General features: G+C 74.5%; 21 protein-coding genes and 1 pseudogene. 9 read left to right on the forward strand and 13 right to left on the reverse strand.

Going from position 1 to position 25,806, the window contains the following annotated elements; translation table 11 throughout:
• Positions 1 to 19: 19 nt before the first annotated feature.
• Positions 20 to 451 carry an ATP-binding protein gene (locus ACZ6RC_RS18035; protein ID WP_391136993.1) on the forward strand — a complete coding sequence of 144 codons (432 nt, stop codon included), beginning with the start codon at positions 20 to 22 and terminating at the stop codon, positions 449 to 451.
• A gap of 184 nt (positions 452 to 635) precedes the next feature.
• On the opposite strand, the gene ACZ6RC_RS18040 is transcribed toward ACZ6RC_RS18035, so the two are convergent.
• The 4 genes from ACZ6RC_RS18040 to ACZ6RC_RS18055 form a co-directional block, all read right to left on the reverse strand.
• On the reverse strand, positions 636 to 893 hold the full coding sequence (locus tag ACZ6RC_RS18040; RefSeq protein WP_469584051.1) for a WhiB family transcriptional regulator: 258 nt from the start codon (positions 891 to 893) through the stop codon (positions 636 to 638).
• 64 nt (positions 894 to 957) lie between these two features.
• Entirely contained in the window at positions 958 to 1,413 is a 456-nt protein-coding gene (locus ACZ6RC_RS18045) for an SsgA family sporulation/cell division regulator (protein WP_469584054.1), read from the reverse strand.
• Positions 1,414 to 1,656: 243 nt separating this feature from the next.
• Positions 1,657 to 2,337, reverse strand: coding sequence for a DUF4230 domain-containing protein (locus ACZ6RC_RS18050; protein WP_453616737.1), 681 nt, complete (start codon positions 2,335 to 2,337; stop codon positions 1,657 to 1,659).
• 95 nt (positions 2,338 to 2,432) lie between these two features.
• Entirely contained in the window at positions 2,433 to 3,134 is a 702-nt protein-coding gene (locus ACZ6RC_RS18055) for a beta-glucanase (RefSeq protein ID WP_469584058.1), read from the reverse strand.
• A 193-nt stretch (positions 3,135 to 3,327) separates the two neighbouring features.
• On the opposite strand from ACZ6RC_RS18055, the gene ACZ6RC_RS18060 reads away from it, so the two are divergent.
• Positions 3,328 to 4,452: a glutamate--cysteine ligase 2 gene (locus ACZ6RC_RS18060; protein WP_469584383.1), complete on the forward strand. Its 1,125-nt coding sequence runs from the start codon at positions 3,328 to 3,330 to the stop codon at positions 4,450 to 4,452.
• Positions 4,453 to 4,582: 130 nt separating this feature from the next.
• A complete protein-coding gene (locus ACZ6RC_RS18065; RefSeq protein ID WP_469584061.1) occupies positions 4,583 to 4,855 on the forward strand; it encodes a GlsB/YeaQ/YmgE family stress response membrane protein in 273 nt (90 codons plus the stop codon).
• A gap of 193 nt (positions 4,856 to 5,048) precedes the next feature.
• Here ACZ6RC_RS18065 and ACZ6RC_RS18070 read toward each other — a convergent pair whose 3' ends face one another.
• Positions 5,049 to 5,708 carry a hypothetical protein gene (locus ACZ6RC_RS18070; RefSeq protein ID WP_469584064.1) on the reverse strand — a complete coding sequence of 220 codons (660 nt, stop codon included), beginning with the start codon at positions 5,706 to 5,708 and terminating at the stop codon, positions 5,049 to 5,051.
• A 61-nt stretch (positions 5,709 to 5,769) separates the two neighbouring features.
• Positions 5,770 to 6,333, reverse strand: coding sequence for a hypothetical protein (locus ACZ6RC_RS18075; protein WP_469584070.1), 564 nt, complete (start codon positions 6,331 to 6,333; stop codon positions 5,770 to 5,772).
• Between the two features lie 179 nt (positions 6,334 to 6,512).
• Between ACZ6RC_RS18075 and ACZ6RC_RS18080 the strand changes: the two genes are divergently transcribed.
• On the forward strand, positions 6,513 to 7,961 hold the full coding sequence (locus ACZ6RC_RS18080) for a UDP-glucose dehydrogenase family protein (protein WP_469584075.1): 1,449 nt from the start codon (positions 6,513 to 6,515) through the stop codon (positions 7,959 to 7,961).
• Between the two features lie 90 nt (positions 7,962 to 8,051).
• On the opposite strand, the gene ACZ6RC_RS18085 is transcribed toward ACZ6RC_RS18080, so the two are convergent.
• The 3 genes from ACZ6RC_RS18085 to ACZ6RC_RS18095 all read right to left on the reverse strand — a co-directional run bounded on the left by ACZ6RC_RS18085 (position 8,052) and on the right by ACZ6RC_RS18095 (position 9,965).
• Positions 8,052 to 8,798, reverse strand: a complete 747-nt coding sequence (locus ACZ6RC_RS18085; RefSeq protein ID WP_391138517.1) for a VOC family protein — start codon at positions 8,796 to 8,798, stop codon at positions 8,052 to 8,054.
• A 234-nt stretch (positions 8,799 to 9,032) separates the two neighbouring features.
• A complete protein-coding gene (locus ACZ6RC_RS18090; RefSeq protein ID WP_391136964.1) occupies positions 9,033 to 9,317 on the reverse strand; it encodes an isoamylase early set domain-containing protein in 285 nt (94 codons plus the stop codon).
• A 288-nt stretch (positions 9,318 to 9,605) separates the two neighbouring features.
• A complete protein-coding gene (locus ACZ6RC_RS18095; RefSeq protein WP_469584079.1) occupies positions 9,606 to 9,965 on the reverse strand; it encodes a DUF6213 family protein in 360 nt (119 codons plus the stop codon).
• 160 nt (positions 9,966 to 10,125) lie between these two features.
• On the opposite strand from ACZ6RC_RS18095, the gene ACZ6RC_RS18100 reads away from it, so the two are divergent.
• Entirely contained in the window at positions 10,126 to 10,773 is a 648-nt protein-coding gene (locus ACZ6RC_RS18100) for a DUF4232 domain-containing protein (RefSeq protein WP_469584082.1), read from the forward strand.
• A gap of 315 nt (positions 10,774 to 11,088) precedes the next feature.
• Positions 11,089 to 11,292, forward strand: a complete 204-nt coding sequence (locus ACZ6RC_RS18105; protein ID WP_365720040.1) for a cold-shock protein — start codon at positions 11,089 to 11,091, stop codon at positions 11,290 to 11,292.
• 134 nt (positions 11,293 to 11,426) lie between these two features.
• Here the strand turns inward: ACZ6RC_RS18105 and ACZ6RC_RS18110 are convergent, their stop codons facing one another.
• Positions 11,427 to 13,685 (reverse strand): catalase, encoded by a 2,259-nt coding sequence (locus ACZ6RC_RS18110; protein WP_469584086.1) that lies wholly within the window; start codon positions 13,683 to 13,685, stop codon positions 11,427 to 11,429.
• A gap of 323 nt (positions 13,686 to 14,008) precedes the next feature.
• On the opposite strand from ACZ6RC_RS18110, the gene bla reads away from it, so the two are divergent.
• The 3 genes from bla (at position 14,009) to ACZ6RC_RS18125 (ending at position 24,006) form a co-directional block, all read left to right on the forward strand.
• Complete coding sequence (bla, locus tag ACZ6RC_RS18115) at positions 14,009 to 14,950, forward strand: class A beta-lactamase (protein ID WP_469584089.1); 942 nt, start codon at positions 14,009 to 14,011, stop codon at positions 14,948 to 14,950.
• 171 nt (positions 14,951 to 15,121) lie between these two features.
• The gene (locus ACZ6RC_RS18120) at positions 15,122 to 18,715 is read left to right on the forward strand and encodes a right-handed parallel beta-helix repeat-containing protein (RefSeq protein ID WP_469584092.1); all 3,594 of its coding nucleotides are present in this window, start codon (positions 15,122 to 15,124) and stop codon (positions 18,713 to 18,715) included.
• Positions 18,716 to 18,792: 77 nt separating this feature from the next.
• The gene (locus ACZ6RC_RS18125) at positions 18,793 to 24,006 is read left to right on the forward strand and encodes a CHAT domain-containing protein (protein ID WP_469584095.1); all 5,214 of its coding nucleotides are present in this window, start codon (positions 18,793 to 18,795) and stop codon (positions 24,004 to 24,006) included.
• 31 nt (positions 24,007 to 24,037) lie between these two features.
• On the opposite strand, the gene ACZ6RC_RS18130 is transcribed toward ACZ6RC_RS18125, so the two are convergent.
• The 3 genes and pseudogenes from ACZ6RC_RS18130 to ACZ6RC_RS18140 form a co-directional block, all read right to left on the reverse strand.
• Entirely contained in the window at positions 24,038 to 24,214 is a 177-nt protein-coding gene (locus ACZ6RC_RS18130; RefSeq protein WP_391136944.1) for a hypothetical protein, read from the reverse strand.
• Complete coding sequence (locus ACZ6RC_RS18135; protein ID WP_469584099.1) at positions 24,186 to 24,950, reverse strand: DUF6338 family protein; 765 nt, start codon at positions 24,948 to 24,950, stop codon at positions 24,186 to 24,188. Before ACZ6RC_RS18135 ends, ACZ6RC_RS18130 begins: the two co-directional genes overlap by 29 nt.
• A 75-nt stretch (positions 24,951 to 25,025) precedes the next feature.
• A pseudogene (locus ACZ6RC_RS18140) lies at positions 25,026 to 25,727 on the reverse strand (glycosyltransferase); the annotation flags it as partial.
• Positions 25,728 to 25,806: the final 79 nt, after the last annotated feature.

The following is a 25,806-nucleotide window of genomic DNA, read 5'->3' on the forward strand; positions in this document are numbered from 1 at the left end:
AAGGCGAACGGGGATCGGCGTGACGGAGACGATCGTGACCGGCCGTCGCGTGGGTGAGGTGCCGCGGGCCGGCGTGGAGCTGGGCGGGGCGCTGGGCGCCATCGCGGAGGCCCGGGACTTCACCACGTCGTTCCTCGACCGCTCCGCGCCCTCCTCGGGCCCCTGGCCGGAGCGGGGCGTCGACGCCGCCCGCCTGGTCGTCAGCGAACTCGTCACCAACGTCGTGAAGTACGCCCCCGGCCCCTGCCGACTCGAGCTCGCCCTCGACGACGGGGTGCTGGAGATATCGGTCCACGACACCCATCCCGTTGCCCCCGTCGCCCGCCCCCGCAATCCCGACCGGCTCGGACAGCACGGCCTGGAGATCGTCCTCGCGCTCTGCGACACGGTCGAGACCGAGGCCGCGGCCCCCCACGGCAAGTGGGTCAGGGCGCGTCTTCCGCTGGGCTGACCGCCTCGGCGAATCCCGTCGGCCCGATGCCGCCCCCCGCACCGCGGCGGCGCGCCGAAGCGCGCCGGTCCCACGGCGTCGGTCGATGCGTACGGCGGTCTCTCGGTGGTCCGGCGAGTGTGTTCGTGCGGCGGTCTCTCGGTCGTCCGGCGGGTGCGGTCCGTGCCGCGATCCGGCCCGCGGATCAGTTGGTCCTGTTCGCCTGTCGGCGCGTGCGTCGCTTCAGCGCCTTCCGTTCGTCCTCGCGCAGGCCTCCCCAGACGCCGATCACCTGGCGCGAGTCGTCCATGGCCCACTCCAGGCACTCCTGACGCACCGGGCAGCCCCGGCAGATCTCCTTGGCCTCCTCGGCCTGGATCAGCGCCGGCGCTCCGGTCCCCACGGGGAAGAAGAGGTCGGGGTCGACGTTCCGGCAGGCGGCGGATGCACGCCAGCTCTCCATCGGTTCCTCCTGATTGCTGTAGATGGGTTGTCGTTCGTCTGTCCGTCGGCGTGGGAGCCCGGCTCTACCGTCGCGCGAACAGATGGCCGGTCTCGGTCGCCCAGTCGATCCGGGCGCTCTCGGTACCGTGCGGCACGGCGTCGTACGTCTCACCCAGCCAGCTCCGCAGGCCGGCCCGGTCTATGTCCACCACCGCGAACGCACCGGCCGAGCCCAGCCGCATGCGGACGCGTCCCTCCCTGCCACCCAGCCGCAGCGGCCAGAGGCGGACATCGCCCTCGCCGCTGAGGACGCGGGCCCCCGAGCGCAGCAGCTCCCGGGAGAAGGTCCATTCGACGACCCGGCCCAGCGGGAGCCGGAAGCCGACGCGGACCGCCCAGGGGTCGTCGGGGTCGTAGTGGAACGTGGCGTCGACGGACAGACCGATCCCTCCCTGGACCTGACGGGCCGTCGTGTGCCACGACGGCACCGGGGGTGCCGGGGGCCGCTGCGTGGTCTCGTGTCGGTTCGATTCGGACATCGTCACCACTTCCCTCGGGGAGATCGCGCTGCCTGCGCGGCGCCGTGCTTCTCCCTCGTAACCGCGCAGGAGGAATTCACGCACGGTCTCGGTGAATCGGGCGTGAAAAGGCCACCGGGGAGAGGGATTCGCGCGGCCGGGGCGTGGCGGGGAGACGGCGCGGGGTCCCGGTGGCCGACGTCGAAGGGGGCCGCTCCGTCCGGCGGAGCGACCCCCTCGGCGCGCCCCTGCGGGCGCCCCGCGTCAGACGTAGTGGACGGTCACGTGCTGGAAGCCGAGGGCGCGGAGCATCCCCTCCAGCATGGCGGTGGTGTTCTTCTCCGCCCGCTGGGTCAGATCGCTCTCCTGTGCGGCCTCGCCGATGCGCTTCGCGGCGAGCGCGTGCACCGCGCGCTCGTCGGCGGGATTGTCGGAGAACAGGTCGCCCAGCCGGTCGAGGAGCCCGCGCTGCTTGGAGACGGCGTACGACTTCTCGGGGTCGAGCGCCGGCGCTTCGAGCCGGGCGTGCGGCAGGCGCAGCGTGGCCGAGGTGCGCTTCTCGTCGACCGTCACACTGCCCTCGCCGATCTTGCCCAGGTCGACATAGGCGCCGACCGAGCCGCTGGCGACATAGAGGGTGCGGGTGCCGCGGATCGCGTCCGGCAGGAGCCGGGCGTCCTTCTCCAGGTCGACCACGATCTGGAAGTTCCCGGCGGCGCCTTCGTAACGGTGCATGTCCTGAACGGACTTCAGCAGCGCCGGGCCGGAACGGTCCCGCGTCTCCTCGCCGAAGAGGTCGTCGAGGCCGGGCGTCAGGCTGAACCGCCCGAGGAGGAGCAGCACGACGGGGACCGCCAGGACGACGGCGACCAGAACCGGCCAACGGCGGGTGATCCGCCCGCGGGCCGGCCGCTCACCCGGGGGAGTCGCAGCACCATCTCTCATCCTCACCGGATGCCCGCCGGCCGCCGGTTCATGCCGCGGCGCCGCCCGCCACGGCCGCGGCGGAGCGGTCCCGCGCCGGGGAGAGCGGCCCGGCCTCAGGAGCTCCGGTACACGCGCAGGTCCGCCACCTCGTAGGACATCTCCGAGGCGCCCGGGTCGGGCGGCGGGTGGTAGCGGCCGGCGCAGACCGAGAGATTGACGATGAGGTAGGCCTTCCAGCGGCGGCCCACTCCGCGCCCGTCGCTGAACACCCGCTCGCCGTTGACGTGCCACACCACGGAGCGGGCACCCAGCTCGATCCGCAGCTCCACCCACTCTCCGGGCCGGATCGCGGCATTACGGAAATAGAGGTGCCCGCCCTTCACGCGGTTGGACAGCTCCAGCAGATCCGGGTTGTCGGGGTGGTACTCGAAGACGTCGATCTCCTGGCCCCCGTCGAGCCAGGTCCAGATCGCCGGCCACGCCCCCATCTCCTCGGGCAGCCGGACCCGCGCCTGAAGGACGTCCCCGGCGCGGACCATGAAGCCCTCCGCGCTGCCCTCCGTCGTCAGCAGGCCCGCGTCCCAGTTCCCGTCCGGGCGCCGGGTCGCCTTGAAGCGCCCCGTGCGGCTGTACGCGGGGTCCTCGACGAGGTGATCGAGCTTGTTGTCCCCGGGGTTGGTCGGGCCGCCGTTCGGATAGGCCCAGGACCGCCCGGCGACCCACTGGTCCGTCGAGGCGAAGTCGGCGGTGAAGACCGGCTCCGCCGCCGGCGCCTTCGGGCGCCGTCTCAGCCGGTCGATGATGTGCGACAGCATCGGTGACTCCTCCCCGTCCGGGATGAACTGTCCGATTCGGTTCTGCCCGTGCCGCACCACGCCCATACGGCGACACTCGCCGACTGGCGTCAACTCGTCACGGGAGGGAAGGCGCCGGTACGGGTAGGTGAACTCACCCCCTCCGTGCGACGGTGGGGACAGCGTCGGAGGAGAGCGAACGATGAACGGCGACGTGCGCAGCGTGGGCGTGGAAGAAGAACTCCTGATCGTGGATGCCGAGACCGGCATGCCGCGTGCCCTGGCGGGCGCCGTGCTCGCCGCGGCGGAGCGGGCCGCGGAGCACGAGGGCGGGGACGAGGACCACGAGTTCGAGAAGGAACTGCAGAAGGAACAGCTGGAGTTCGCCACCCGGCCGGTGAAGAGGATGGACGACCTCCAGGAGGAGATCGTCCGGTGGCGCGGCGAGTCGGCCCGCCATGCCGCCACCGTCGGCGCGGTCGTCGCCGCCATAGGCACCTCCCCGCTGCCGGTGAGCCCCTCGCTCAGCGTGGGGGAGCGGTACCAGTGGATGGGCAGGGAGTTCGGCCTGACCGCGCTGGAACAGCTGACCTGCGGCTGCCACGTCCACGTCTCGGTCGAGTCGGACGAGGAGGGCGTCGCGGTCCTGGACCGCATCCGCCCCTGGCTCCCCGTCCTCACGGCCATGAGCGCCAACTCGCCCTTCTGGCAAGGCGAGGACAGCGGCTACGCGAGCTACCGCAGCCAGGTGTGGAACCGCTGGCCCTCGGCCGGCCCGGTGGACGCCTTCGGCTCCCCGGAGCGCTACCACGAGCTGGTCCGGGACATGGTCGCCACCGGCGTGCTGCGCGACCAGGGGATGATCTACTTCGACGCCCGGCTCTCCGCCTCCTACCCCACGGTCGAGGTCCGGGTGGCCGACGTCTGCCTGGAGTCGACCACGCCCGTCCTGCTGGCCGCTCTCGTGCGCGGCCTGGTGGAGACCGCCTCGCGGTCCTGGCGCGAGGGCGAGCCGCCGCCCCGGATCAACACCAGCCTGCTGCGGCTCGCCTCCTGGCGGGCCGGACGCTCGGGCCTGGACGGCCCGCTGGTCCACCCCGAGACCATGGAGCAGGTCCCGGCCGAGAGCGCGGTCAAGGCGCTGTACCGGCACGTGGAGCCGGCCCTGGACGACCTGGGCGACGCCGACCGGGTCCGGCAGGGGATCGCGGAGCTGCTGGCGCGGGGCAACGGCGCCCGCGTGCAGCGCGAGCTGCTGCGCACCGAGGGCGACCTGGCCGCGACGGTGGCCCGCTGCGCGCGCATCACCACCTCCGACGACGGCCGTTCGACGGACTGACGGGTGCCGGACCGGGCCTTCGCGAGAACGTCCGCCGGTCTGCACCGGCCCGGAGCGTTTGAATCCGGCCGTGGCGCGTATCCGATGGAGGAGAGACCACACAGCACGTCAGCCGAGAGGGAGGACCACCATGGGCATCATCGCCTGGATCGTCATTGGACTGCTGGCCGGCCTGATCGCCAAGGCGCTCATGCCGGGACGCGACCCGGGCGGTCTCATCATCACCATGCTGATCGGTATCGCGGGCGGTCTGCTCGGCGGCTGGCTCGGCAAGGTGATCTTCGGGGTCGACTCCATCGACGGCTTCTTCGAGCTGTCCACCTGGATTGCGGCCATCGTCGGATCGATGATCCTCCTCGCGGTGTACCGGCTCTTCACCGGAAGCCGCTCGCGCCGCGCGTGACCGTCCCGGCGAGTGATCGCCCTCGGGGTGCTGCGCGGAGAGCACGACCGACGTCGTCATGAACCGGCGTCGCCATGGACCGGCCCTCGGGCCGGTCCATGGCGCTTTCCAGGTCCTTGCCGCCTTACAGTCCTTGCCGCGTTCCGGGTCCCGGGCGCGCCCTGCCTCCGACGCGGTCACCGGCCCGGGCGGCTCATTTGGTCAGCAGCCGGTGGAAGAACGAGCGGTACTGCCGCAGAGCCATCCGCAGGCTCTCGGTGTCGACCGCCTCGCCCTGGTTCCACTGGCCCTCCAGGCCCCTCTTGTGCTCGGCGAAGGTCTCGGCCAGCGTGCGCATGACGTCCGCGACCAGGCCGTCGGCCGCGTGGACCGCCTCCCTCGGGTCGTCCACGAAGTCGTTCTGGATCTGCTGCCAGCGGGTCCGGTAGGCGTCCACGTCCCGCGCGGACAGCAGCTCGGGCGCCTCCTCGTCCGCGCCGCCGCCCGAGGGTTCCTCGACCCTCGCGCCGGTTTTCGTGCCGGTCGTCGCGGCGGTGCTCGCGTCGACGGGGATCTCGTCCGGAGCCCGATCACCGGGCGCGACGGGAGCTCCGCCCTGCCTCTCCTCCGCAGGGCCGTCGGGGCCGTCCGGCCCTCCGTCGGCCGCCGCCGCGTCTCCCGGCGGCTCCGTCCGGCGGTCCGCGCCGGTCTCCGATCCGTCGACGGTACGGGCGGCCTCGCCCGGATACACCGGCGCCGCGGCCTCCGGTTCCGTGCCGGCGGCGGGCTCCCGGTCCTCTCGCAGGCCGGCGAGGTCCTCGGTCGTCAGGCCGCGTCCTTTGTCGCGGTCCGGCAGGTGGTCGTGGTGGTGCATGACGTCTCCTCGTGTGTCCGCCGTCCGCGGCCGCGCGTCGGTGCGCGCGGCGGGGGACCGGTCAGGTGCCCGTTCCCGGCGGTCCGGGCCGCCGGCCGTCGGCGAGCAGTTCGTCGAACAGCGCCCGGTAGTGCACCATCGCCCCACGCAACTCCTCCGTGGTGGCCTGGCGGCCTTCACCCAGGGTGTCGACCTCGTGGGCGGCCCGGTAGTGCTCCAGGGTGCGGCCGTGCTCGACCGACAGGTCGCGTAGCTGCTGGTCGAAGTCTTCGGTGGGGTAGCCGCGCGCCCTCATCAGCGCCGTCACGAGCCGGTCGGCGTCGTGCACGGCCTCCTTCGGCCGGTCGACGAACTCCTCCTGCACGCCGTTCCACTCCCGCGCGTAGCGGTCGCGTTCGCTGCTCTCCAGAGGCCGCAGTTCGAGCGCGTCATGGCGCTTCTCCCGCTCGGCGAGCTCCTGCTCGGCCGCCCTGCGGCCACCGGCCTCCTCGACCGTCCGGTCGTACTCCGGACCGAAGCGGTCCCTCAGGCGACGCCGTCGCCGGTCGGCCGTCACGGCCACGGCGATCAGGACGATCACCACCGCCGCGGGGATGATGATGGCCAAAAGTATCCCGGTTGACATGGGGGGAGCCCCCCTCGCTCGGGTTCGGCTGGGTCTGTCGCCGCGCGGCTGCCCGTTTCCGGGCCGCCCGAAACGGAGACCTTCGATCGGGTGGCCCGCCGGTCCCGCCTGCCGCCGTGCGGGGTGACCAAAACAGGCCGCCCCCTCACCGGGTGTGCTCTTGTGGAGGAGGACAAGCGGTGAGCCCCCAGGGAGCGGCGATGCGCACAGCGGTGGTCGGACAGGGGTACGTCGGCGTGACCGGCGCCGTGGCGCTCGCCCAGCAAGGGCACCGGGTCGTCGGCGTGGAGCAGGACTGGGAGCGGCTCGCCTCCCTGCGGGCCGGGGAACCCCCCGTCTTCGAACCCGGACTCGTCGAGCAGATGACGGCCGTCCTGCGCACCGGGCGGCTCGACTTCGTCGAAGAGCTGCCCGACGCCATCGTCGCCGACCCCCTCGACGCCGTGCTGATCTGCGTGGGGACCCCGCCCGCCGCCGACGGATCGGCGAACCTCTCCCAGGTCCTCGCCGCCATCGACGAGGCCGCCGAACTGGCGGGGGACCCCCTGGTGGTCCTCAAGTCGTCGGTCCCGCCCGGCACCAGCGACATGCTCCTCGCGGAGTACCCGGAACTGCGGCAGCGCTTCGTCTGCAACCCCGAGTTCCTGAACCAGGGCAGCGCCCTCGACGACTGGCACGCGCCGGCCCGGATCGTGGCCGGCGGCCTGGACCCCACCGCCCTCGACCGGCTGCGGGACCTGTACGCAGCGGTGAGCTGTCCCTGGGTCACCACCACCCCCGCCGGCGCCGAGATGATCAAGTATGCGAGCAACGCCTTCCTCGCCACCAAGATCAGCTTCGCCAACGAGCTGGCACGCCTCTGCACGGGCCCCGACCTGAACATCGACCACGTCATCCAGGGGGTCGGCCTCGACCCGCGCATCGGCCACGCGCTGCTCCAGCCCGGTACCGGCTACGGCGACTCCTGTCTTCCCACGGACACCACCGCGCTCGCCCGCTGGGCCGCCGAGCGGGGCATCGCGACCCCGATCCTCGACGCCACCGTGCGGACCAATGAACAGCAGCCCGGGGCCATCCTCCGGCTGCTCAAGGAGAGCGTCGGGGCCGAACTGGACGGCCGGGAGATCGCGGTGCTCGGCGTCCGCTACGAACCCTGGAACGACGACCTGAGGGCCGCGCCGAGCCGTACGCTGCTGCCCCTCCTGCAGGGGCTCGGCGCCACCGTGCGGTTGTGGGACCCCGGCCTCACCCCCGAGGAACTGCTGCACCTCTCGCCCCGGGCCGTCCCCCACACCGACCTCCCGGCGGCCGTCACCGGTGCGCAGGCCGTCCTCGTCCTCACCGAGTGGCCCCAGGTGGTCGAGGCCGACTGGGCGGACCTCGCCACCCGGATGAGCGGCCCGCGGGTGGTGATCGACGCCAAGAACTGCCTGCCGCCCCTGGTGATGCACCGGGCGCCGGTCGTCTACCGCGGCATCGGCAACCGCCGCCCCGTGAACGCCCCGGCGGACGCCTCCGCGCACGTCGCCGCGGGTCCGATGAGCGGCGTCGTACGGAGTCCCGGGCCGGGTGCCGAGGCGCAGCCGGAGCCGCGGCGCGAGCCGGCGCCGGGGGAGACGGTGCTCTGACCCGCGCGCCGGACGCGCGGCACGGCCGCCGGGGATGTCTGCCCCTCCGGTACACCGCGCGCACGTCGGCAGCGCGGCGGGCGGATCCGGTCAGACCGGCGCCGGTACGGCGGTGGGGGCGAGGCCGAAGAGGGCGCCGTCGGGGTCCCGCAGGATGACGCCGTGCGTACCGGGATCCGGGGCCGTCTCGGCGACGGTCTCGCCGCCGAGGGCGGTGGCCGCCTTGACGGCCGCCTCCAGGTCCGGGACCCGGAAGTGGACCTGCCAGCGGGGGCGGACGCGCGGGTCCGGGGCTTCGGCGAGAGCGCCGCTGTGCAGTCGGGCCACCGTCTGGCGGCCGTGGCGCAGGAGGATGTGGTTGTCCTTCTCCACGTACGCGACCTCGCAGCAGCCGGGCTGGTCACAGGCCCACTGGAGGACCTCGCCGTAGAAGATGGCCGCGTCGAAGGCGTTCCTGGTCCGCAGTTCCAGCCAGGCCGGAGCCGCCTCGCCGCCGACGCCCCAGTCGGGGATCGCGGCCCCCTGCCAGATGCCGAAGGTCGCCCCGTCGAGGTCGGCGGCGAGCGCGGCCCGTCCGGTACCGAAGGAGAGGGGCCCGACGGCGACCGTCCCGCTCCGTTCGAGGATGCGGGCGGCGGTCGCGTCGGCGTCCTCGACCGCGAAGTACGGCGTCCAGGCCACCGGGACCGACAACGAGGGGGCCAGCGCTCCGACGCCCGCGACCGGGACGCCGTCGCTGATGGCGATGGAGAAGCCGTCGCTGACGTGGGCGGGGCGGAACCTCCAGCCGAGGACGGCGCGGTAGAAGTCCTGGGTGGCGCGCAGGTCGGGGGCCATCAGGCTGACCCAGCAGGGTGCGCCGAACGTCTCGTGACTCGAAGTCGACACGACCGTCACCCCATCCGCCTCACACGACCCGGGAACCCCTCCCACGGTACTCGCGCCCCCGGCTCGCCCGCCGAACGGACGAGTGCGGGCCCGGTCTGGGGGCTCTCCCGGGCCGGTGGCCAGGGGCCCGGCGGCCCCTCGGAGGGGCCTGGGCGTGCGAGGCGTCCCGGGAGGACTCGGCCGTCAGGTGCGGACGAGGCTGTTGTGTCCTTCGAGGGCGTCGGCACCCTCGTCGTTGAACCAGTAATCACCCGCGGCCAGGTACCGGAAGGCGTGGGTGCTCTCGCCGGGCAGGGCGACGGTCACGGCCCGGGTGCCGTCCTCGCGGGGCTGCAGCAGGTGCGCGCCCGGCTGCCAGTCGTTGAAGTCGCCGACGACACTGACCGGTCCCGGGGGCGCGTCGACGGGCAGGACGAAGGTGACCTCGGTGTGCTGCTTGCCGCCCTTGCGGCGCTTGCGTTCGAGCATGGGATGGGCTCCTGCCAGTCGGAGAGGGTGGGGCACATCCTCGTCCCACGGCGGGCCGCCCGGGCGCCGACACGGCCGAGAGGCACTCGGCCGGGGGAGCGCGCGCACGGGGCGGCCGCCCGACCGCGTCAGGGACGGTCGGACGGCCGGTCTGTGGGGGCCTCGTCCGCGAGGCTCGGTCACCCGGGCCGGCGGCCGCGGCCGTAACGGAGAGCCACCGAGGTCATGGACGGTGGAGTCACGGTCGGGTCGTCAGGGCCGTCGTCGGTCGGTGCCGGCGACGCATCCTCAGGGCTGGTCGCCCGTGTCGGGATCGTCGGCTCGGGGCTTGCCGGTCCCGGGGTGGTCCGTTTCGGATCCGTTCCCCTCGGGGCCGTTTTCTTCGCCGGCCGGCGTATCCGGCCGGTCCGTCTCCGGTTCGTTCGCCTCGGACGCGAACCCGATGCATTCGACATCGACCTGGTCGGCCAGTTCGGTCAGCACGGCCGCGAGTTCGCGGATGGTCCGCTCGTCGCCGCGCATCTCGCCCGAGCCGCCCGCCTCCACCCAGTCGACCGCGAGGCCGCGCAGCAGGGCGGTGACATGCCCGGCGGGGATCAGCAGACCACCGTCGGCGGTGGGAACCAGCGGGATGGACATCTGGATCATGAAACCGCCCTCCCTTCGTGCGCTCGTGTCTCAGTGAGCGTTGCCGACATATCGCGTACCAAACCCGGGGAGGCCGACAGGTCCGCAGGGGCCCGTGTGCGAGCGGCGGGCGAAGCCCCCGGCGCGCCCGGGCGGCGAGGCCCCGTGTGATGATCGCCGCATGACCCGGATGACCGTGCGGCGGGCGCTCCTCCTCACAGCCGTCGCCACCCTCTGCGCGGGCTGCGGGCTCGCGGCCGAGATCGACCGCGAGGTGGACCCCGCCCGCACCGGCGCCCAGGCGCCACCACGCCCGTCCGCCACCGGCGGCGCCGACGCCCCCGCGCCCGGTCCCGCCGCGGGCGCCGTACCGGATCCCGCCACCACCGCCGGCGCCTGCCCGGCCTCCGGATGGCGCGTCACCACCGGCTCCGTGAACGCCGCCATGGGCCTGCGCGCCATGCCGGTCACCCTCACCCGCTGCGGTACGGCCGAACTGCGCCTGAACGGCTATCCCGACGTGCGCGTACGGGACGTCGGACGCCGGCCGATGGACGTGACCGTCCTGAAGGGGCCGGAGCCCATCACATCCTTGGACGACCCGGGCCCCCACCCCGTGGTCCTCGCGCCGGGGGAGTCGGCGCGCAGCGTCTTCGTATGGCGCTATTCGGCCGTCGACACCGCCACGCAGCGGGGCAGCGGCGTGTACGTCGAGATCGCCCCGGCCCCCGGAGCGCCGCGCCAGACGGTGGAGCCGGACGGCGGCCTCGATGTCGGCGAGACGGGCCTCCTCGGCACGACCGCCTGGCGGAGAGTCCTCGACGACTGAGAAAGCTCCGGAACGTCCCGGCCCAGGCGGAACGTCCCGGCCCAGGCCGGACGTTCCGGACACCGCCGTGAGGGGACGACGCGGGGCCGGTCCTCCGGATCCTGTGAATCTTGTGGGGGACGCCGCGTTTTGGTGATCGTTGCTCTCTGGCAACAGACCGTCTCGCGGTGTAGCGTCGTCCTCAGATGTCGTGGTTCGCAACCCGGCGCCCGCGCCATGGTGCGGGCGCTTTGCTCTGTGCAGTGCCTGAGGACCAGGGCGATCACCTCCGGGTCCGCGCGGTGCGGTCCCGACATCGAAGCGAAAGGCATACACATGGCCAGCGGAACCGTGAAGTGGTTCAACTCGGAAAAGGGCTTCGGCTTCATCGCCCAGGACGGCGGCGGTCCGGACGTGTTCGCGCACTACTCGAACATCAACTCCACCGGCTTCCGTGAGCTCCAGGAAGGCCAGGCCGTGACCTTCGACGTCACCCAGGGCCAGAAGGGCCCCCAGGCCGAGAACATCACCCTCGCCTGACACCCGGCGGGAACGCGCGCAGGCCCCCGGAGCAGTGCTCCGGGGGCCTGCCGCGTGAGGCCGCGCGCCGGACGGCCGCGTCCCGGGCGCGCCCGGGACGCGGACCGCCGGCGACCTCCGGCCTCCGGGCCGGTTCAGATCGACGCGGGGAAACGCTCCCAGACGCGGTGACCCGCCAGCAGGCCCGTCAGCGGCTCCCACACCTCCGCCGCACTGGCGCCCATGACCACACCCGGCGTGTCGGAGGGCAGCCGGGCCGCCTCCAGGACCGCGTCCGCCCCGGCGACGCCGCCGATCGCCTTCCCGTGGCGGTACGCCTCGGTGACCAGCAGCAGGACCCGCGGATCGACCGGCGCGGTGTCGGTCGGGAGCAGCCCCGCCTTCGCGTCCCTGGCACCCGTCGCGTCGAGGCCCGGCGCGGGCGCGCCGACCACGACCACGGTGTCGAACTCCGTGGAGCGCGCCGTGGCGTACGTACGCTGCACGCCGATCGGATCGCCGCCACCGTCCGCGTCGAGCGTGCCGCCGCTCGGGGCGACGACCATCGCGACCATCCCGGCCTCCTGCGCCGCGTCCCGCAGCGCCCGTACGTCCGCCGCGTTGCTGTTCTCGTCGGCGACGATGCCGACGACGCGCCCGGCCGCGGGCCAGGTCTGCCCCAGCTGGGAGAGGGCGGGGCTCGGTTCGGCCGCGGCCGGTGGCACCGTCGCGGGCGGCACCGGCAGGCCGAGCCCGGCCGCCACGCCTTCGCACAGGACCGCGTCGATGTTGGCGAGCACCGTCAGGGCCCGCTCCTTGATGGCCTGTTCGTAACACTTGTTCAGCTCGAAGGTGTACGCGGCGATGATGTGCTCGCGCTCCGTCGGGGTCATGCTCAGCCAGAACAGGCGGGGCTGGCTGAAGTGGTCCGAGAACGACTCCGGGGCCTCGCGCTCCTTGACCGAGGACGGCACCGGGACCGGCGCCTCGATGTACGCGCCGGTGTCGGCGCCGGCCAGGAAGGGGCAGCCCCCGTCGAGGGAGTTGGGCCGGTAGGGCGCCGTGCCCGTGTGCACCGCCGTCTGGTGCATGCCGTCGCGCAGCATGTCGTTGACCGGTGCGTGCGGACGGTTGATGGGGATCTGCCCGAAGTTGGGACCGCCGAGCCGGCTGATCTGGGTGTCCAGGTACGAGAAGAGCCGCCCTGCGAGCAGCGGGTCGTCGGTGACGTCGATGCCCGGCACGAGGTGGCCGGGGTGGAAGGCGACCTGCTCGGTCTCCGCGAAGAAGTTCTTGGTGTTGGCGTTGAGGGTCAGCAGGCCCACCGGCTGCACCGGCGCCAGCTCCTCCGGGACGAACTTCGTCGGGTCGAGGAGATCGATCCCCTCGAAGGTCTGCTCCGGCGTGTCGGGGAAGACCTGGATCCCCAGCTCCCACTGCGGATACGCCCCGGCCTCGATCGCGTCGAACAGGTCCCGCCGGTGGAAGTCGGGGTCCATCCCGTTGACCAGCTGCGCCTCCTCCCACACCAGGGAGTGGACGCCGAGCTTCGGCTTCCAGTGGAACTTCACCAGCGTCGTACCGCCCTCGGCGTCGACCAGCCGGAAGGTGTGGACGCCGAAGCCCTCCATCATGCGGTAGGACCGGGGGATGCCCCGGTCGGACATGTTCCACAACGTGTGGTGGGTCGCCTCGGTGTGCAGCGTCACGAAGTCCCAGAAGGTGTCGTGCGCGCTCTGCGCCTGCGGGATCTCCCGGTCGGGATGCGGCTTGCCGGCGTGGATGACGTCCGGGAACTTGATCGCGTCCTGGATGAAGAACACCGGGATGTTGTTGCCGACGAGGTCGAACGTCCCCTCCTCGGTGTAGAACTTCGTGGCGAAGCCCCGGGTGTCGCGCACCGTGTCGGCCGAACCGCGCGAGCCGAGCACCGTGGAGAACCGTACGAACACCGGCGTCTCGACGTCCGCGGCGAGGAACGCAGCCTTGCACACCCGGCTCGCCGTGCCGTAGCTCTGGAAGACGCCGTGCGCGCCCGCGCCCCGCGCGTGCACCACCCGCTCCGGGATGCGCTCATGGTCGAAGTGGGTGATCTTCTCGCGCAGGTGGTGGTCCTGGAGGAGCACCGGACCGCGCGGGCCCGCCTTGAGGGAGTGGTCCGTCTCGTAGAGCCGCGCTCCCTGGGCCGTGGTGAGATAGGCGCCGCTCTGCGCCGAACGGGCGGGATCGTCCCCCGTGGCCTGTCCGGTGGGCCCCACCGTCTCCGGACCGCGCTGGTCCGGCTTGGGCGGAAGCGGCCCGTGGGGCTCGGTGGGCTCCTGGAGCGAGGGCGGCTGCACCCCGGGGCGGCCGGGGGCGGCACCCTCGGGCACGTCGGCGTGCGAACGGCTCTCGGGTGCGGGGTTCTCGGTCATGCGCTCTCCTGGGCGGTCTTCGGTGCTTCGCGGCGCGGCCGGCGGGCCGCACCGGAGGGAAGGAGTGGGGGGACCGTCCTCACTCCACGCGGGTCGATCGGTGTCTGCAGGGGCGGTTGCCCGGTCGATCGCGAGCTGAACGTGACCGATGCGCCCAATTTTCGGACGGTTATCCGCGGGCCGCATGTCGTCGGAGGGCGGGGACGGGCCTCCGGCGGGAGCGGAACGGCCGGAATCCGTGGCCCGGGGTGTTGGACTACGGGGCCGTTCGACGCGAGGGTGTGGACGACCCCGATCCCCCCGCACGGATGAAGGTACGGACCATGCGCCACCGTCGAGTCCGCCGCGCCCTCCTCGGCGCTCTCGTCACCCTCACCCTCGTCCCGCTCACCGCCTGCGGCCGGGACGGCACGCCCGCCTCCTCGTCCCGCCCCCCCGCCCCGCCCACGGCGCCGACGGCCTCGCCGACGGCGGACCCGGCGCCGTACGCCGCCCGGCTGAGCGCGCTCGAACGGAAGTACGGCGCACGGCTCGGCGTCTACGCCGTCGACACCGGCACGGGCCGCGAGATCGCGCACAACGCCGACCAGCGGTTCGCCTACGCCTCCACCTTCAAGGCGCTCGCCGCCGGAGCCGTCCTGCGGAAGTACACCCTCCGGGGCATGGACCGCGTGATCACCTACACCCGGGACGATCTGGTCGCGCACTCTCCCGTCACCGAGAAGCACGTCGGCACCGGAATGACCCTGAGCGCACTGTGCGACGCCGCCGTCCGGTACAGCGACAACACCGCGGCCAACCTCCTCTTCGACGCGCTCGGCGGCCCCCACGGCCTGGACACCGCGCTCGCCCGACTCGGTGACGACGTCACCCGGATGGAGCGCCGAGAGCCCGAGCTGAGCCGCTGGGCCCCGGGGGAGACCCGCGACACGACCACACCGCGCGCGTTCGCCCGCGATCTGCGCGCCTTCGTCCTCGGGGACGCGCTCAAGACGCCCGAACGCGAGCGGCTCACCACCTGGCTGCGGACCAACACGACCGGGGACAAGCTGATCAGGGCCGGAGTCCCCCGAGGCTGGGTGGTCGGCGACAAGACGGGAACCGGCAGCGGCTACGGGGCCCGCAACGACATCGCCATCGTCTGGCGCCCGGACGCTGCCCCCCTCGCCCTGGCCGTCTTCTCCCACCGCCCCGACCCCGACGCCCCCCACGACGATCGTCTGATCGCGGAGGCGGCCGCCGTGGTCGCCGCCTCGCTGCCGTAGGCCATCCGGCCACCCCGGTGACTGCCATGCGACACACGGCAGTTGGTCCCGGCGTGCGGTCGGGAGAACCTGCGCGCCGGTGGTCACGCGGAGTCGGGGGTCCGGTCGCGGGCGGTGATGCCGCTGCGTTACGTTGAACGCACACGCATGGGGGATGCCGACGGGGGTGTGATGGCACAGGCGCTCGATCCCGAGGTCCGTGGCGACGCGGGGGGCGGGACCGTCCGGGTCGGGACGGCGGGGGACGCGCGCGGGGAGGCCGTCGTGCTCGCCGTACCGGCTGCCGTGGCGTTCGGGCTGTGCGCCTACGCCGTCGTCGCGGCGCATGCCGCGCCGGCCCGGACGGCCCTCCTCGGTTTCGGTGCCGTGGTGTGGGCCGTGGTGCTCGCACGGCTCCTGGCGAGGGCCACGGCCTCGACCCGGCTCGTCGTGGCCCCCGACGGCCTCGAACTGCGCCGGGGATTACGCCGCTTACGGCTCCCGTGGGACGCGATCGAGGCGATGTTCCTCGTCCCCGAAGCGCGTACCGTACCGGCCGCCGTCGACCCGGCGGCCGCTTTCCGGGGCCGTCTCCTGGTCCGGCCGCGCGGCGGCAGCCCGACCGGGCTCGGAGGACGCCGGTCGCTGGGATGGTCGCCGTCCTGGCAGGCCGTCGAGTTCGACCTGCGGCCCCTGGCGCTGACACCGGACCGCCTCGACCGGCTCCTGCGGCCCCCTGCCGGAGACCGCTGGCACGGGACCGCCACCCTGCCCCCGGACCGGGCCGCCGGCGTCACCGTACCCGGGCAACTCCTGCCCTGGTACGCGTCCTTGCTCATGCGCACCCGCCCGCTGACCGCGCTCGCCGCCCTGTGCGCCTCGGGCGCGGTGGCCGTCGGACAGGGGGTCGCCTTCCCGCAGACGGTCGCGGTGTCGACGGCCGCCCTGGCCGCCGCCGTGACCGGCGTGGGGCGGCTGGTGCGCCTCCTCGCCGACCCCGTCCGACTGCGCGTGTCCCAGGACGGGGTGCGGCTGACCGTCGGCCCCGGCGAACGCGTCCTCACCTGGGGCGAGTTGATCGAGGTGACCACCGGCGCCGCCCTGACCCGGCGCGGCGGGACCGCGCTCCGGGCGACCGCCGTCCTCGGACGGCTCGCCCCCGGTGTCCCGTCGCCGGCCCCGCTGCCGCACCGGGCCTTCCCCCTGCGGCCGGACCAGCGGATCGTGGAGATCGTGCCGCTGCACCCGCCTGGTCCGGCCAACTGGCACGGACTCGACGTCTTCCCGGAGCAGTTGACCGCCGCCCTGCGCCGGATCGGATCCGCCGGCGGCGTGAGCGCCCCCGGCGGCCCCGCGGACGCCGGCCCGGTGCTGCCGGGCCCCCGCGCCACCGGCGAGCCCCTGACCCTGCGGGTCGCGCCGGACGAACCCGGCGCCCACAGCACCATCGCCTCCGCCCTCCGCGTCGACGCCGGCAGCCGCCCGGTCCTCGTCCTCGTCGAACCCGGCCGGTACCCCCAGCCGCTGACGCTCGGCGGAACCGTCGAAGTGCGCGCGGCCAGGGGCGGCGGCACCGTGGAGATCGAGACGCCGGACGAGGTGACCGTCGACTGCACCGGACACGTCACCCTCACCGGCCTGCGGATCGTCAACAGGGCCTCCGCCGCCGTCCGCGTCACCGGCCGGCTCCGGATGAGCGGGTGCAGCGTGGCGGGCCGCGGGGAGTACGCCGTCCAGGTCCTGCCCGGTGGCGAGATCACGATCGAGCACGGTGTGATCCGGACCGGCCGGACCGCGCTGACGGCGGCCCGCGCCACCGTGCGCCACACCCGCTTCCTCGCCGCCAAGGCCGACGCCGTCGTCCTCACCCAAGGCGCCCACGCGACCCTCACCGACTGTGAGATCGCCGACGCCCGGGGCTGCGGCGTCAGCGTCTCCGCCTCCACCGCCACCCTCGAGGACTGCCGCCTGCACCGCACCGCGGGCCACGCCGTCCTCGCGACCGAGCAGGCGGAGGTCGACGTCGCCCGCTGCGACGTCCGCGACATCCCGACGACGGCCCTCTCCTATGTCGACCAGGCGCGCGGCACCGTCGAGGACACCACCGTCACGACGGCGGAGCACGGCATGTACATCGCCCGCGGAGCCGACCCGGTCGTGCGGGGGAGCCGCTTCGACCACTGCCGCGTCACCGGCGTCAGCGTGGGCGGGCAAGGCCGCGGGCGGCTCACGGACTGCGCCTGGGAGAACACCGGCGACACCGGCGTCAGCCTCGCCGAGGGCGGCTCGCTCGTCATGGAGGAGTGCCGGATGCGGAAGGGGCGCCTAGGGCTCCTCGTCCACAAGGCGCGGTGCCGGGCGAGCGGTCTGCGGATCGCCGAGCACACCGGCAGCGCCGTCCTGATCCGCGACGAGTCCACCGCCGAACTCACCGACGTACACCTGACGAACGGCGGCACCGGCCTGCTCGCGCGGGGCGACGCGGTCACCGTCACGGTGACCGGGGCCGCCATCACGGACATGACCAACTCGGGCATCTGCCTCGAAGGCAAGGCGCGGCTGACGGCGGACCGCTGCACCCTGGAGCGGACGGGACTGTTCGGTCTCAACTGCCGTGACGACACCCACCTCTCCGCCCGGGACTGCGCGGTGTCCGCACCCGCGGAGGCGGGCGTCCTCGCCGTGTCGACGGCCGACGTCACGATCGACCGGCTCACGGTCACGGACTCCGCCGGCTGCGGCGTCATCCTCAGCGACAACAGCCACGCCACCGTGGAGCACGCCGTCCTGCGCGGCGGCGAAGCCGACGGCATCCGGCTGGCCGCATCGGTCTACGGCCGGTTCACGGACTGCGAGGTGACCGGCTTCCGCGGGGAAGCCGTCGCCGGCGGCAACACCCGCGTGCGCTTCGACGGCCTTCGCACGGCAGCGACCCGGACCACCGGCCCGGCCGGCGGGCCCCCGGACAGGCCCGAGGCCGCCGCGCTCGCCGCGCTCCACCGCATGATCGGCCTCGACGCCGCGAAAAGGCAGGTCGGCGTACAGGTCGACCTGATCCGGCTCGCCGGGTGGCGCGAGGCCGCGGGCCTCCCCGCCCCGCCCGTCGCCCACCACCTCGTCTTCTCGGGCCCGCCGGGAACCGGCAAGACGACCGTCGCCCGCCTGTACGGCGAGATCCTGGCCGGCCTCGGCGCGCTGCGGCAGGGACACCTCGTGGAAGCCGCCCGCGGCGACCTCGTCGGCGAGTACCTCGGCCACACCGCCCAGAAGACGCAACGCGTCTTCGAACGCGCCCGCGGCGGCGTCCTGTTCATCGACGAGGCATACAGCCTGTCGCGCAGGTTCGGCGCCGGAAGCGACTTCGGCCAGGAAGCCATCGACGTCCTGACCAAGCTGATGGAGGACCACCGCGACGAGGTCGTGGTGATCGCGGCCGGCTACACCGAGGAGATGCGGACGTTCCTGAACGCCACACCGGGACTGCGCTCCCGCTTCTCGCGGACCGTCGAGTTCGTGGCCTACGAACCCGACGAACTGACGAGGATCGTCGAACTCCAGGCGGAAGCCCTGGAGTTCCGTCTCGCCCCCGAGGTCACCGGGCTGCTGACGGAGCACTTCGACCGGCGTGCCCGACGCGGCGACCCGGCCAACGGGCGGGACGCGCGGACGCTGCTCGAGACGATGGTCGAGCGCCAGGCGGGACGCTTCGCCCCGCACGAACGGCCGGCCCGCGAGGACCTGGTCCTGCTCCTCGCTGACGATGTCCCGCCCGCCCAGGGCATGTGACGGACGTCCCGCACGGCCGGGAACAGGGTGCGCGGACGGCGACAGGGCCGACGCGCGGACGGTGAGAGGAACGGTGCGTGGACGGCGGGCGGCACGAGACCATGACGGCCGAGGAGAGGTCCCGGTTCGCGGAGGAGAAGGCGAACGTCATCCTGGCCCGTACCCTGCGGGCGGAGGAGGACGCCGAGGAACTGCGCTGGTTCCTCACCGACGAGGCCGAGGCCGCCGCCGAGGAGGTCCGCCGCGCCGCCACGCTGCCGGACGGCAGGGTCCTGCTGGTCGGCAGCTACGCCCTCGGGTTCCTCGAGTGGGGCCGCTACTTCGCCGGCGGCGGCGAGGACGCCGCGGCGCTCGGCGCTGCCCTGCTCTGCTTCCTCGACGTCCACGCCGCCTACCCCGAGCGCATGCCGCCGCTCGTCCGCCCGCTCCTGGCCGTCCTCGCGGACGAGCCCGCCGGGGCCGACGCCGACCCCGGGGACGCCTTCCAGGCGGGCACCGGGATCTCCGTGCTGTACCAACGGAACCGCGACCCGGCGGTGCTGCCCGCCGCCGCCCGGCTGCTGCGCCACGCCGTCGGGGGTTTCCCGGCCGGCAGCGCCGAACAGGGCACCTGTCTGTCGGACCTCGGCCTGACCATGGTGTACGCCTACCGGGACGGGGCGGGGCGCGACGTGCTCGCCGACGCCGTGGAGGTCAGCCGCGCCGCCGTCGCCGCCGCCCCCGGCGAACGGCAAGAGCAGGCGCGCAGGCACGCCAACCTCGGGTTCGCGCTGCGCTCCTGGGCGGACGCGACCTCCGATCCGGCCGTGATGCGCGAGTGCCTGGGCGAGACGCGGCAGGCGATCCGGCTCACCGAGCCGCAGGACGTCTTCCACGCCCTGTTCCTGGCCCAGTTGGGCTCCACGCTCGTCTCGGCCGCGGTCCTGCTCGACGACACCTCGCTGCTGCCCGAGGCGGTCAGGGCGCTCCGCGAGGCGGTCGCGGTCTCCGCGGCGGACCAGCCGCCCACCGGCGCGTACCTCATGGATCTGGGGGCCGCGCTGATCACCCTCTCCCTCGCGCCGGAGCCGACCACCGACGCGGGGCACGACGGGCCGGGAACCCCCGGTTCGGGACCCGTCGGGACGGCCACCCGAACGGGTCCGCCTCCGGGGGCGGGTACGGGAACGGCCGGGGTGCCCGCCGGTCACGACAGCGCCACCCGTACCGCCCTCTACGACGAGGGCGTCGAGATCTGCCGGCGCGCGGCCGAACGGGCGCCCAACATCGTCGAACGGGCCATAGCGCTCAGCCAGCTCGCCTTCGTCCTCTACGGCCAGGGCATCCGGAGCGGGAGCCCCGCCGCCCTCGACGCCGCGTACAGCGCTGCCCGGGAGGCCGTGGAGACCGCCCCCGCCGGGCACCCCGTCCGCGCCCAGGCGAAGAGCGTCCTGAGCGACGTCCTGCGCGCCCGGTTCGTCGCACGCGGCGGCGTCGCCGATCTGGAGGCGGCGATCGACAGCGCCCGTGAGGCGCTCGACGCCACCCCGGCCGACGATCCGCGTGGCATCTCCCGCGGCACCGACTTCGCCGACCTGCTGCGGATGCACGCGCGCGTGACCGAAGCGCCCGACGCCCTCGACGAGCCGGTCGCCCTCCTGCGCAGGCTCGTCGCCGCGGCCCCGCCGCACTCGGCCGAGCACGCCGGCGCCCTCCTCAAGCTCGCCCTGGCTCTCAAGGCCGTCAGCGAGAGGCCGGGCGACGAGGCGGCGGCTGCCGCGGCGGCCGACGAGGCGGTACGGACGCTCCGCGCGTGCCTGGCGCTGCCGCGCACGAGCGGGACCCGGGAGGCGCAGGTGCGCTTCCACCTCGGGTCGGCGCTCGCCCAGCTGGCGGCCCATCAGGCTCCGGACCCCATGCGGCCCCGCCGGCCCGACGCCCCGGACGACCCGCGCTCAGCGGACCCGCACGGCGACGCCGAGCGGGACCGGCAGGAGGGGGTCGCCCTCATGCGCCAGGCCATCGGGCTGCTCCCCGCCGACGACCCCCGCCGCGCGGAGTACCTCGGCGGCCTGGGCGCCTTCCACCTCGACCGAGCCACCACGACGAGCGACCCGGCCCACTTCGTCGAAGCCGTGCGCGTGCTGCGCGAGGCGCTGGCGGCCACGCAGAGCGGCAGCCCCTCGGAGGAGGCGGCGCACCGCTCGAACCTCGGCGCGGCCCTGATCGGCCTCGCCACCCTGACCGCCGACGGAAAGCTCCTCGCCGAGGGCGTGCGGGCGCACCGGGACGCCGTCGACGCCTCCCCGCCGGACGACCACTACCTCCCGCACCGGCTGGGCAACCTCGGCGACGGCCTGCAGTACCTCGCGCAGTTCCGCTCGGACGCCCGGCTGGTCGAGGAGGCCGTGGAGGTGCTGCGCGAGGCGGTGCGGGACACCGGCTCCGCCGTGCCAGGCCAGGAGGGCAATTACAGCCGCCTGGGCAACGCGCTCCGCTCGCTCTCCCGCTTCACCGGGGACGGCGCGTTCCTGGAGGAGGCCGTCACCTGGCACCGCAGGGCGGTCGCGGCCGCGCAGGCGGCCCCGGCCCTGGGCTCCCGTGAGCTGGGCGAGTCCGTCCCCCGTGCCCTCGTCGGCCTCGCCAACGTCCTCGCCGACCTCCATCTGCGTACCCACGACGAGGCGTTGCGCGAGGAGGCCTTCACGCGCTACCGGGCGGCCCTCGACGCGGCCCGCGCCCCCCGCGACCGGTCCGCCGTTCTCACCAGCTACGGCTGGTGCCTGTGGGGCCGCGCGGCCGAGACCGCCGACGACGCCCTCATGGACACCGCGATCGGCGTTCTGCGAGAGGCGGTCGCCACCGCGCCCGTCCGGGCCGCGGGCATCGGCGGTGTGCTGACGAACCTGGGCGCCGCCCTGATGCACCGCGCCCGGATCACCGGCGACCGGACCTGGCTCGCGGAGGCCGTGACGGTCCTGCGCCGTGCCGTCGACGAGAGCCCGCCCACCGCGTTCGAGCGCGCCGGACTGCTCTCCAACCTCGCCGAGGCGCTCCGGTCCTGGCACCAGATCACCGAGGAACGGGCCGCCGCCGACGAGGCCGCCGGGCTGCTGCGCGAGGCCATCGCGCTGGAGCACGGAGAGCGGCACGCCAGGGACATCGCCCGCGTCAACCTCGGTGTCCTGCTGCTGAGCCTCGCCCTGCCCGGATACACCCTCTCCCAGGAGGCGGACGTCGCCGCGCTGGCGGAGTCGCGGACGGTCCTGGAGGAAGCGGTCGCCGGTCTGGGCGACGGGCATCCGCGGCGGGCCGCGGCCCTGATGAATCTGTCCACCACCTGCGTCCTCGCGGGGGAACTCGCCGAGGACCCGGCCGGCCGGGCCGCCCGCGACTTCTTGGAGCGGGCGGTGAGCGCGGCTCGGGAGGCCCTCGCGCGCATCCCCGACGGCCATCCCGACCAGGCCCACACCCAATGGCTGTTGGCCCGGGCCCAGCTCGGGCGCGCGGTGATCGGCGATCCCGCCGACCTGGCGGAGGCCACCCGGCTGGCCCGGGAGTCGGCGCACAGTCCGGTCGCACCGGTCCAGACCCGGGTGCTCGCCGCCCGCGTCTGGGGCGACGCGGCGGCCGCCTCCGGTCGGGACGGGGAGGCGCTCACCGCGTACACCTACGCCGTCGGCCTGCTGCCCCGACTCGCTCCGCGCAGCCTCGGCCGCGCCGATCAGGAGTCACGGCTCGGCGCGGGCAGGGGCATCGCCTCCGACGCCGCCGCGCTGGCCCTCCGGGCCGGGGACCCCGAAGCGGCGCTCACGCTCCTCGAACAGGGCCGCGGAGTGCTGCTCGCACAGGGCCTGGAGAGCCGCGGCGACCTCTCCCGGCTCCGGGCGGCCGCCCCCGGCCTGGCCGCCGAGTTCGAACGGATCCGCGACGCCCTCAGCGCCGGTGGGCGCGGGCCGGCGGGCCTCCGCGTCGACGTGAGCACCGACTTGCGGGCCCCCGGCTTCGGTCCCCCCGGCCCGCACGCCTCGGGCCTGCCAGGGCCCCCGCCGTCCGGCCCGCACGCTCCCGAGCGCGGGGCCGGTGGCGGCGACGCGGGGCTCGCGGCCGAGTCGCGGCACGCCCTGTCCCGCGAGTGGGACGCGCTGCTCGGCCGGATCCGCCGACTCCCGGGCCTGGCCGACTTCCTGAGCCCCCCGAGCGTCGCGGACCTCCTCCCGGCGGCCGCCGCCGGCCCCGTGGTGGTGGTCAACGTCAGCCGGTACCGCTCCGACGCGCTCGTCGTCACCCCCGACGGGCGGATCGAGGTGGTCCCGCTGCCCGCCCTCGACCAGGCAGAGGCCGAGCGCCGCGCCGTCGACTTCCTCGACGCGATCGAGGAGTCGTACGGCCTCCAGGGCGCGCCGCGCGCCCGCGCCGCGATGCGGAGGCTCACCGACACGCTGGCGTGGCTGTGGGACACGGTCACCGAGCCGGTGCTCGACCGGCTCGGTCTGCGCACCGTCCCGATCGACGACGAACCCTGGACACGGCTCTGGTGGTGCCCCACCGGCTGGCTGTCCTTCCTGCCGCTGCACGCCGCGGGCCGTACGGACCCGGCCTCGCGCGCGTCCGCCGGCTCCGGCCGGAGCGTCATGGACCGGGTCGTCTCCTCGTACACGCCCACCCTGCGCGCCCTGGTCCGGGCCCGCCGCGCACCCGCGACCGCGTCCGCACGCCGCCCGGCTCCGCTGGTCGTCTCCCTCGCCGAGACGCCAGGGGCCGCCCCGCTGCCCGGCGCGTCGCAGGAGGCGCGGCTGCTGCGCGGCCTCTTCCCCGACGGGGTCGAACTCGCGGGCCGGGCGGCCACGGTGGACGCCGTACGCGACCGCCTGCCGGCGCACCCCTGGGTCCACTTCAGCTGTCACGGCGTGAGCGACCCGCTGGAGCCCTCCGCGAGCGGTCTGGTCCTCCACGACGGCCGGCTCACGGTCCTCCACGCGGCCGAGCAGAGCCCGACCGAGGCGGTCCTCGCCGTCCTCTCGGCGTGTTCGACGTCCCAGGGCGGGATGCTGCTCCCCGACGAGTCGGTCCACCTGGTGTCGGCGTTCCAGCTCGCCGGGTATCCGCATGTGATCGGGACGCTCTGGCCGGTCGCCGACAAGGTGGCCACCCGGCTGACGGAGCGGTTCTACGCCTCCCTCGCGGACGACCTCGCGCACGGGCGGCCCCTCGACCCCGCGACGGCCCTGCACGGCCCGGTCCGGGAGCTCCGCGCCCGCCTCCTCCACGCGCCCCACCTGTGGGCCGCGCACCTCCACAACGGGCCCTGACCGACCCGCGCCGACGTCCCGACGCCCCGGCTCAGCCGGCGGCCGACGAGGGATCTCCGGGATCGCCCATCGCGGTCCCGGAGGGCGCCTGCGGCACATCGTCGGGCTCGGGCACCTCGTCGGTGGGCCGGTAGGTGCGGCGTTCGGAGAACTCCGCGAGCAGGGCGTCCAACTCCTCGTCAGTGGGCTGCCCTTCGTGCTGCGTCACGTTCCGTCCCTTCCTCTCGTGTGCGCGCCGGAACGACGGCCGGCGCCGGCACGGGCACGGCCCCCGGAGTCTCGCCGGCGACCGCGTCCGTGCCCGTCCCCGTACTCGGTGCCGGATCCGGTGGGTGGAGCAGTTCCAGTACGTCGATGTCGGCGGCCCGCAGATACACCCCTGCCGTGCCGGGCACCCGTCCCAGGAAGGCGCCGTCGGGGCCCATGCGGTACTGCGCCTGCAGATAGACGTCCCCCTGCTGCGGGTACGCCGAGACCGCCGACCGGGTCCCGAGCCAACCGCCCACCCACAGGCCGTTCTTCAGCCGGGCCCGGACGAAGCAGGAACCCCGGTCGCGGAAGAGCGCGTCCCAGGCCGTCGGCGTCGGTTCGTACCGCGCCTTCCTGCGCCGCCGGTCCCACGCCGACTCCGCCCAGGCGACCCCGGCCGGCACCAGGACGACGAGGACGAGCGCGGCGAACCCCGCCGCACGGGGCTGCCGGAGCACCCCCGCGACCGGCCCGGCGCCTTCGCCCGCGAGGACCAGCACCAGCCAGGGCCCCGCGACCAGCGCGTACACGGCGTCGAGCAGGGCACCGGCGGCGATCGCCCGTACGAGCCGGTTCTGCGGCTCCTGCTCGGCCGCGACGGCCCCTCGAAGGTGCTCCCTGACGGCCTGGTAGAAGACCCCGGGCAGCACCAGGATCAGCAGGATGGTCAACTGCTGCACGGTCCCCGGAACCATCGACTCCCCTTCCCCCGCGCCCCACCGGCACGCGTGATCACACGGTACGTGTCCGGCGGCGCGCACGCGGGGCGTTCAGAGGTCGAGCCGGGCGAGCGCGGCCCGTACCGGCTCCACGCCGTCCTCCCGCCGCAGCCGCGCGGCGACGGCGGCGGCGTGCCGGCGGGGGGCCGGGTCCGTCGTGGCGGCGGTGAGCGCCGCGGCGAGCGCGTCCGGCGTGGTGAACCGCCGCAGGGGTACGGAGCCGGGCGAGACGCCGAGCGCCTTCAGCCGGGCGGCCCAGAACGCCCCGTCGAACCACACCGGCATGGGCACCGCCGGCACGCCCGCCCGCAGCCCCGCGGCCGTCGTCCCCGCGCCCGCGTGATGCACGACGGCCGCCATCCGGGGGAACAGCAGGGAGTGGGGCACCTCACCGATCGTCAGCATGTCGTCCCCCTCCACCCGCAGCCCGCTCCAGCCGGACTGCACCACGCCCCGCAGCCCGGCCGCCCGCAGCGCCCGCACGATCAGGCCGCTCACCCGCTCGGGGTCGGGCACCGTCGGGCTGCCCAGGCCGACGAAGACCGGCGCGGGGCCCGCGTCGAGGAAATCCCGCACCTCGCGGGGGAGTTCGGCCGTCGCGGCGTCGTACGGCCACCAGTAGCCGTCGACGGTCAGGCCGGGGCGCCAGTCGGCGGGCCGGGGCTGGACGAAGGGGCTGAAGCCGTGGTGCACGGGCCAGTCCTGCCGTGGGCGGGGCCGGCGGCGGGGCCCCCCACCCCCGGGCGGGGCACCCCCGTTCGCCCCCCCGGCGCGGGGCCCCCCCGCGCAGACCCCGGCCCCGGGGGCGGGGGCCGCCCCCCCCGCCCCCCCC

The sequence above is a fragment of the Streptomyces sp. NPDC048353 genome, assembly GCF_055587165.1.